The organism is Hydrocoleum sp. CS-953 (genome assembly GCF_002260545.1).
Taxonomy (GTDB): Bacteria; Cyanobacteriota; Cyanobacteriia; order Cyanobacteriales; family Microcoleaceae; genus Trichodesmium.
The window spans coordinates 1-7,533 of sequence record NZ_LGSU01001173.1; the positions used below are offsets into that span (position 1 = coordinate 1).

Genomic DNA, 7,533 nt, shown 5'->3' on the forward strand with positions numbered 1-7,533 from the left:
CATTTTCTGAAGCACCCGTAAGGCGATGAATCGTCAAATTTCTCTTCTATTGCGTATAGAGCAATAGTTAATACATTTTCTGAAGCACCAGTGAGGAGATGAATAGTGAATTTTCTCTTCTATTGCGTATAGAGCAATAGTCAGCACATTTTCTGAAGCACCAGTGAGGAGATGAATAGTGAATTTTCTCTTCTATTGCGTATAGAGCAATAGTCAGTACATTTCCTGAAGCACCAGTGAGGAGATGAATCGTCAAATTTTTCTACTCGACTGCACACCTTAAATAGTAAATTAGAAAAAAATCCTCAAATCTTGCCATAACGAGAATTATAGGAAAAAATCTAACGCACAGTTTTAGCTGTNAATAGTAAATTAGAAAAAAATCCTCAAATCTTGCCATAACGAGAATTATAGGAAAAAATCTAACGCACAGTTTTAGCTGTGTCAGTCTACTACAAGTTTTCCTTAACGTATCAAAGTTTTGAGTCTATAAAATCTAAATTTATAATTTAGATTTTATAGCGATCGCCTCAATTTTCCCAAGGGTCAGGTAATTGATTATTATCTTTTTTCAACTCAATATTTCTCTCAGATTTTTCCTTATTTATGACAGAATTTTTAGCAACTTCACCAGTAGTTAAACCTAAGAAAACATCTTCTAAACTAGCACGAACTCGACGTAGTTCACATAAACCCAAACCAGCAGTAATAATAGTATTAGAAATTTCTTTTCCTGGTTCCATTTCCGGTTGACATTTTATTTGTAATCTCAGACGACCTTCATTATCTGATTTAATTTTTTCTAGAGATTCAATTCCTGGAACTTCAGCTAATAATTTTAATCCTGTTTCTATCTCCTGAATTTCCCCCTCAATTTCCACCTCATATCCCCACCCACTTGCTAACTTATTACTCATTTCTTCCGGACTACCCGTAGCCACAATTTCACCCTGATTAATAATCGCCACTCGATTACAAGTCATACTAACTTCCGGCAAAATATGAGTAGATAAAATAATTGTATGCTCTTCAGCCAAACTTTTAATTAAATTTCTCACTTCAATAATTTGTCTAGGGTCAAGACCAACAGTCGGTTCATCTAATATAATTACCTGTGGATCGTGTACCAAAGCTTGAGCAATACCAACCCTTTGTTTATACCCTTTCGATAATTTTCTAATTAAAACTTTCTGCTTATTTAATAACCCACATCTTCTCATTGCCAACCTAACTCTAGCAGAGCGATCGCCCGCAGGAACTCGTTTAATTCTAGTAACAAAAAATAAGAATCCTTCCACCGTCATTTCTGGATATAATGGTGGTATTTCTGGCAAATAACCAATCAATTGTCGTACTGCCATAGAATCTTCATGTACATCATAACCAGCAATTTTAGCCGTGCCACTTGTAGCAGGTAAATATCCAGCTAAAATTCGCATAGTTGTAGTTTTACCTGCACCATTAGGACCCAAAAATCCTAATATTTCTCCCTGTTGTACAGCAAAAGATACTTCTTTCAATGCTGAGGTTGAACCATAAATTTTGCTTAACTTCTCAACTTCAATCATTATGATTTTATGCTCCTAAAAAATTTACTTTAAACTGGTCATACAAATTAATAAAAGGTAAGCATTTCCTGCGAAATGCTGCGGAAACAGCTATTAGCTTTCACCTTTTACTGTAGAACGCTACTCAAACAGACTTTGAACGTAATAATTTACTAAAGTTAGCTGATGATAATATTTTTATTCATAAGTTTTAATTCTCCTTGGAGACTAATTCCTCCTTCGGTGTGATAGTTGAGTTAATAACTCATAGCTATAGCAATCCTCTGATCGGTTGTGGTATTTTGGGTGTAGTTAGGAGTTGTAATTTTGAAGCTTTTCAGCTCTTTTTAACTATTATAAAACTTGTTACGACCAATGCGCCGATTGCTATAATAGCTGATTGCTAAATACTTATAATAAAAGATATTTAGAGGAAAAGTAGAAATAATAGAACGTAATATAAAATNGGTACATCTTGATTTGCCCTTTTCGGGAGAAAAATGTATGAAAAAGAACATTTTTTTTGATAATTCAAGTAGTTTTACTTAGCTACTATGATTCTTTCTCCTTTCTCCCCTGCTCCCTACTCCCCTGCTCCCCACAATTCTTTCAGGATTTATGGGTTAAGGGATAGGTTTCAAGAAGGGGATTGGCTAAAAGGATTTTTTTTTGATTCATCCCCTCTGGGGGGAGGCTTCAAACCTTAATTGTTGAATGAATAATTAATTATTGACGCTTCAATTATTAATTATTAACTATTAATTATTAATTATTCGGTAAAATAGCCTGCAAAACTATGAGTAATTTTCCACTTTTTCAAACTCTACCACTTAGGAAAAAATAAACCTATACTAGATGTTTTAGTATCACCTTGTGCAAAATATCTAAACACTAGCCTTTCTATTGTTCTATCTACAAATTTAGTTTTGACTAAAATAATCACTTAACTAATATAGTATAATAAATCTTTCTAAGATTATTGTATATTTTTCCAGACCAAACTCAACCTTATGATCAATATTGTCTTAACCGAAATTTCTTCAGATAACAACTTGCTTGAAGCAGAAAAAAATTAGTTTAACTTTTAATTTTATATATAGCAATCCTAAATAGGTTGTGATAATTTTCATAATAGTTAATCTGAACTGAAAACCTTGAAAATTCTGTACCTCGCCAATCCGACGCTTCTTCTAGCTAACTCCTTAATACCACCAAAATATTAAAACTTAAATAGGATTGCTATATCATGTTGAAAATCAAAACTATACTAACTACATTAGCAGCAATTACACTTCTCCTACCTATCAATCAACTATCAGTTAGAGCTAACTTTATTTCCTCAGAGAATTCTACCCCAACAAAACAAACAACTGACAATGAACAACCAAAAAATATATACCAACAGGCCAAAGAAGAACTACCTAAAGACCTCTATGTACTTTATCGAATTGTTGACCGTATAGCCAGGGCCAATAAACTTGATGAAAAATCTTGGCAGATCGTAATCGTTCCAGAGTATAATCTTAATGCCTTTGCCACTAACATTAACNCAACAGGCCAAAGAAGAACTACCTAAAGACCTCTATGTACTTTATCGAATTGTTGACCGTATAGCCAGGGCCAATAAACTTGATGAAAAATCTTGGCAGATCGTAATCGTTCCAGAGTATAATCTTAATGCCTTTGCCACTAACATTAACCTTATTGCTCTATACAATGGTATTTTGGAGCTGCTTGTAGGAGATGCTTCTGCAATAGCTTGTCTTGTTGGCCATGAAATTGCACATCATACTGAAACACACACAGCTTTAACTCCTGTGGAAAAAGCAGCCTTAATCACAAAAATTGAACAAGAAGCTCAACAAGAAGCTTTAGCAAAAAAACAGAATGCTCAAACACAGGCAACTGGTATTTCTATTGGACGTAGTGCAGCAAGAATATTTGGCGGAAGAGCAGGAAGATTTGGTAGTGCTGTATTGGGTAATGTTAGTAGTCAAAGGTCGAAGGTATCTCAAGAAAAAATAGATAAAATTGTCGCCCAGAAAAAAGAAGAGTTAGAAAAAACTCTTGCTGAAGAAGACCGTAAAAGAGAATTTGAAGCTGATAAAATAGGATATTTATATTCAGCAAAGGCAGGTTTTGAAGCAGAAGGTTGTTTAAGAGCTATGAAAGTTTTGGGGCAAACACCAACTGCCGAATTTGATACTACTCATCCTACTATACCTAAACGTATTGAAGCTCTGAAAGATTTGATGCTTAAGTTTCCAGCTATATCTCTAGCAGAAGAAAGTAGAGCTATTATTTCTGAAACTAAACCTTTGACTTATGATTTATCTAAAGATAGGAAATCTTTAAGACTTAATTCTAGTCGTGGTGGTTCTTCTGTAGATGATGTAGAACGCTTATTTGACAATTGACATAACTTTTGGCCTATTAAAATTTCCCTACTGGACATAAAAAGCAAATCTCTTTCACAGGAAGCAAACGTTAGACCTATAGATTATCCAGAACTTAGGGTTCTTGGGTATCATTTTTCTGCTTATANTAGGAAATCTTTAAGACTTAATTCTAGTCGTGGTGGTTCTTCTGTAGATGATGTAGAACGCTTATTTGACAATTGACATAACTTTTGGCCTATTAAAATTTCCCTACTGGACATAAAAAGCAAATCTCTTTCACAGGAAGCAAACGTTAGACCTATAGATTATCCAGAACTTAGGGTTCTTGGGTATCATTTTTCTGCTTATAATAATACTTTAACGATTTATTAAGGATTAACTAAAGATACTCATGACTGCAATTCAATTTATTCAAGGTGTTGATGAAGAGGCTATACCAGAAGTTCGTTTAACTCGTTCTCGTAGTGGTAATCAGGGAACAGCTACATTGATTTTTGAGAATCCCAAGGCTTTGGGCCAAGATGTTACTGAAGAAATTACAGGGATGTATCTGATTGATGAAGAAGGCCAAATTACCAGTCGCGAAGTTAAGGCTAGATTTGTCAATGGCGAGCCTAAATTCCTTGAGGGATATCATGTTATGAAGTCTCTAGAAGAATGGGAGCGTTTTATGCGTTTTATGGAACGTTATGCTAAAGAGTATGGTTTAGAATTTAATAAGGCTTGATAGGTTCCCCAGGCCAGGAGATTTTGAGCCTGGGGATGTCTAGCTACTTCCGTGGACTTCCCTAAAACGGAAAAGAAATAATTTACTGTTAAGTTCTCCCAAATATAATGGAAGCTTCGACAATCTTTAGTTGAACAGATTAATTATTTACCAAAAAATTAAGATATAAAGGCTCTCCATTCACGGCAAAAAAAATCAAAAAAATTACTTTTAGCCAATAATTACTATTACAGAAGAAGTAATTATTAATTATCAATTGTTTAGGCAGTCGCCGACATGAAAATTATCAATTGTTGAACAAACTACTCTAATTTGAATGGATCGACAAATTCCTCATCCTACTCCTCAAAATATTACTCTTAGTTGTGCTGTCATTACTGTGAGTGATACCCGCACAAAAGAAACAGACAAAAGTGGTCAGTTACTCCAGAAAATACTTGAAAGTGCTGGTCATTCTGTAACAGAATATTTAATTATTAAAGATGAAAAATTGGCAGTCGTCGCCCAAATAGAATCTCTATGTCAGCGAGAGGATATAGATACTTTAATTTTTAATGGTGGAACAGGAATAGCTCCCAGAGATACTACTTATGATGCCATTGAAAATTTATTAGAAAAAACTTTACCCGGTTTTGGGGAACTATTTCGTTGGTTGAGTTATCAAGAAATTGGTTCGAGGGCGATCGCTTCTCGTGCTGTTGCTGGTACTTATCAAGATACATTAGTATTTTCACTTCCAGATTCTACTAATGCAGTCAAGCTAGCTGTAGAAAAGTTAATCTTACCAGAATTAGTTCACTTAGTTCTGCAACTTCGTAAAACTTAAAGTTAAATGAGATAACAACGCCGTAAGTAAACCAAATAATACTTACGCACAGTAACCCAGAAACCAGGTTGATTTGGATAATATCAAATCCTCTTACTTTGGATAATAAGATTCTAAAAGAGGCAAAAACTCCAAGTTGGGTAGGGGTTTGGTCTCCAAACCCCAATTAGTCTCCAAACCCCAATTAGTCTCCAAACCCCAATTAGTCTCCAAACCCCAATTAGTCTCCAAACCCCAATTAGTCTCCAAACCCCAATTAGTCTCCAAACCCCTACCATATTGAATGATACCATATCACCGGATTTAATATAAGTCCTACTCAAATTAAATCAAGGAATGTTGATTTAATTTTCTTCTTCCCTTAATACTAAAGGACGTAACAATTCTTTATTTTTCAAAAGATTAACAGCTTGAGCATAATAGGGGTCTGATTTAGTAGCGATCGCTTCTGGTTTCCGATATAACCTTCGTTTTTGAGAGTCTGTCAAATTCAGAACCACATCAGGAGTAACACCTTTTTTACTAATATCAGTTCCTTTAGGAGTATAGTAGTGAGCAATAGTTACTGCCAAACCAGAACCATCTGATAAAGAATGCACCGACTGTACCAAAGCTTTCCCAAAAGTTTGGTCTCCCATAATTACAGCACGACCATTATCTTTGAGCGCTCCTGCCAGAATTTCACTAGCACTCGCTGAGTCACCATCTACCAAAACCACTGTTGGTTTATCAGTCAAAGCTGAACGGTTTGCCCGAAGTTCTTGTCTATCTCCATCTCGGTCAACTGTACTGACAATAGCACCTTTATCCATCCACATCCGAGCAATATCTATACTAATACGCAATAACCCTCCTGGGTTCCCCCGCAAATCTAAAACATAACCATCAGGATTTTGATTATCCAACTCTTCTATCGCCCTTTCCATCTGTTCTCCAGCATGGGCGCTAAATTCTTGTAAACGGATATATCCAATACGCTGATCTCCTTCTCGCTTGAGGTCGTAACGAACAGCTTGTAATTCAATTCTTGCCCTTGTCAAAGTCACATCAAATTCTCTGTCTCCGGGGCGAATAACTCGCAGCACTACCTTTGTACCTACATCACCACGAATCAGTTTAGCTGCTGCTGATACACTTAAACCCGAAGTAGATTTACCATCAATTTCTTTAATTTGGTCTCCTGGTAATAAACCTCCCTTCATCCGCTGGAGAATTTTCCACAACGTCTACCANCTTGAGGTCGTAACGAACAGCTTGTAATTCAATTCTTGCCCTTGTCAAAGTCACATCAAATTCTCTGTCTCCGGGGCGAATAACTCGCAGCACTACCTTTGTACCTACATCACCACGAATCAGTTTAGCTGCTGCTGATACACTTAAACCCGAAGTAGATTTACCATCAATTTCTTTAATTTGGTCTCCTGGTAATAAACCTCCCTTCATCGCTGGAGAATTTTCCACAACGTCTACCACAGCGATCGCCTTGGTAAGCTCTTCCTGCTTTAGTTGCATTCCCACTCCAGACATTTCTCCTGATGTTTGATTCGTCAGTGCTTTAAACTGTTCTGGGTCTAAGAAACGAGTATAAGGGTCATCCAGTTTGTCTAGAGCTTCGCGTAATGCTTTGTAAGCTTGTGCTTGGGAAGTATAGTTTTTTTCTAATAAACTTTTCCTAGTAGCTTGCCAATCTGTATGATTAAAACTACCATCAACATACTCGCGGTTGACAATTTGCCATGCTTCATCTAAAACTACTTTAGGACTATTTTCTAAATTTGCCTCAGCAGGCTTGCTCAAGCTAGGGGCCAATAAAGATAAAGCTGCTGTTGTGGCGATCGCTCCACTATATAAAATATTTTGAATAAAAGAAAAGTGTTTTGAAGCTGAGTTCATTTATTTTTTTTGGTAGTTGGACATTTATGGAGTTGACTTTCCCAATATTTTATGATACAAGGGTAGTTTATATTTAAGGAAGCCTAATATACTAGGATATTGGCTGAGGATATTGATAATTGTATCTATTGTATCTATAAT

The 7,533-nt window shown here is 35.8% G+C and carries 7 protein-coding genes and 1 pseudogene; 4 read left to right on the top strand and 4 right to left on the bottom strand.

Annotated features, from left to right (window positions below; translation table 11 throughout):
* Positions 1–530: 530 nt before the first annotated feature.
* The gene (locus AFK68_RS18900; protein ID WP_094674125.1) at positions 531–1,568 is read right to left on the bottom strand and encodes an ABC transporter ATP-binding protein; all 1,038 of its coding nucleotides are present in this window, start codon (positions 1,566–1,568) and stop codon (positions 531–533) included.
* Positions 1,569–2,793: 1,225 nt separating this feature from the next.
* Between AFK68_RS18900 and AFK68_RS18905 the strand changes: the two genes are divergently transcribed.
* From AFK68_RS18905 to AFK68_RS18920, 4 genes are all read left to right on the top strand, one after another.
* On the top strand, positions 2,794–3,096 hold a 303-nt coding region (locus AFK68_RS18905; RefSeq protein ID WP_210407498.1), incomplete at its 3' end, for a hypothetical protein.
* A 49-nt stretch (positions 3,097–3,145) separates the two neighbouring features.
* A complete protein-coding gene (locus AFK68_RS45690) occupies positions 3,146–3,964 on the top strand; it encodes a M48 family metalloprotease (RefSeq protein ID WP_371357449.1) in 819 nt (272 codons plus the stop codon).
* A 373-nt stretch (positions 3,965–4,337) separates the two neighbouring features.
* Positions 4,338–4,673 (top strand): photosystem II reaction center protein Psb28, encoded by a 336-nt coding sequence (gene psb28, locus AFK68_RS18915; protein WP_094674131.1) that lies wholly within the window; start codon positions 4,338–4,340, stop codon positions 4,671–4,673.
* Positions 4,674–4,989: 316 nt separating this feature from the next.
* Positions 4,990–5,499: a molybdenum cofactor biosynthesis protein B gene (locus AFK68_RS18920; protein ID WP_094674133.1), complete on the top strand. Its 510-nt coding sequence runs from the start codon at positions 4,990–4,992 to the stop codon at positions 5,497–5,499.
* A gap of 93 nt (positions 5,500–5,592) precedes the next feature.
* On the opposite strand, the gene AFK68_RS35260 is transcribed toward AFK68_RS18920, so the two are convergent.
* The 3 genes and pseudogenes from AFK68_RS35260 to AFK68_RS18930 all read right to left on the bottom strand — a co-directional run.
* On the bottom strand, positions 5,593–5,766 hold the full coding sequence (locus tag AFK68_RS35260) for a hypothetical protein (RefSeq protein WP_168186546.1): 174 nt from the start codon (positions 5,764–5,766) through the stop codon (positions 5,593–5,595).
* 77 nt (positions 5,767–5,843) lie between these two features.
* Positions 5,844–6,701: a S41 family peptidase gene (locus tag AFK68_RS18925; RefSeq protein ID WP_371357448.1), complete on the bottom strand. Its 858-nt coding sequence runs from the start codon at positions 6,699–6,701 to the stop codon at positions 5,844–5,846.
* A gap of 31 nt (positions 6,702–6,732) precedes the next feature.
* Positions 6,733–7,392: pseudogene (locus AFK68_RS18930) on the bottom strand (S41 family peptidase); the annotation flags it as partial.
* Positions 7,393–7,533: the final 141 nt, after the last annotated feature.